This is a genomic window from Microbacterium sp. MMO-35 (assembly GCF_037147555.1).
Lineage (GTDB): Bacteria > Actinomycetota > Actinomycetes > Actinomycetales > Microbacteriaceae > Microbacterium.
This window is the reverse complement of the sequence record NZ_JBBCVH010000034.1, coordinates 1-776: the sequence shown is the minus strand read 5'-3', so window position 1 is coordinate 776 and position 776 is coordinate 1. Positions and strand designations below refer to the sequence as shown.

The 776-nt window shown below is 61.5% G+C and carries 2 protein-coding genes; both read left to right on the top strand.

Annotation, left to right across the window (positions count from 1 at the left end; all coding sequences use genetic code 11):
- Window positions 1-338: 338 nt before the first annotated feature.
- Window positions 339-500 carry a hypothetical protein gene (locus WFJ01_RS19045; RefSeq protein WP_336630051.1) on the top strand — a complete coding sequence of 54 codons (162 nt, stop codon included), beginning with the start codon at window positions 339-341 and terminating at the stop codon, window positions 498-500.
- On the top strand, window positions 497-676 hold the full coding sequence (locus tag WFJ01_RS19040) for a hypothetical protein (RefSeq protein ID WP_336630050.1): 180 nt from the start codon (window positions 497-499) through the stop codon (window positions 674-676). Before WFJ01_RS19045 ends, WFJ01_RS19040 begins: the two co-directional genes overlap by 4 nt.
- Window positions 677-776: the final 100 nt, after the last annotated feature.

Here is a 776-nt window from a genome sequence, read left to right as displayed (position 1 = left end):
CCTCCGGCGAATACCGACGCGTCGTCGGCTTCCCTGATGTCTGCTCTTTCGGCATAACCCCATCCTCGTTTCCAAGGTCAGGAGTCTCCAACAAACTCAGGGCGCTTCACACCCCGACTGGCTCGCGTCACTCGCATATTGCTCCCACCACGGCACCCAGTACATGGCCGAGCTGATCGCATGCCGGGCCACCATCGTCGACCTACGCCACCTGGTCCAACCATGACCCGCCGGCAACACCCCTGGCTATACACACAGACAGGCACGTTCACACGGTTCGGGTTGGTGTTCCTCGGATGGATCTACGACTGGCAACACCGCCACGAGCGGAGGTAACCGTGGACGAACGAGTCGAACGCCTCCTCAACAAAGCCGAAGACGCCATCGACCGCAACGACACAGACCAAGCCGACGCCTACCGGGTACTCGCCGCACATGTCTCCTACCTGCGCCGCAAAGAAGCACGCGAACTCGAACGCATCCCAACCAGGGAGACATGATGGCCGATTACCCGATCGCCCACGCCGTACCCAACGGGGATCTCATCGACCACGACACCGAGAACCCCTGCCCCTGCGGCCCCATCCCACACCTCATCGAACGAGAAGACGGAACCAAGATCCTCATCTACGTTCACCCCACACTCGACGGGCGCGAAATCGGCATCGGAGCCTGACCCGCTTTTCCGGACGGGTTGTTTGTGTTGATCATGCCGCGGTGGCGGCGGGGATGTGAAGTCGTTCGAACTCCACGGGGCTGAGGTTGCCGAGGGAAGT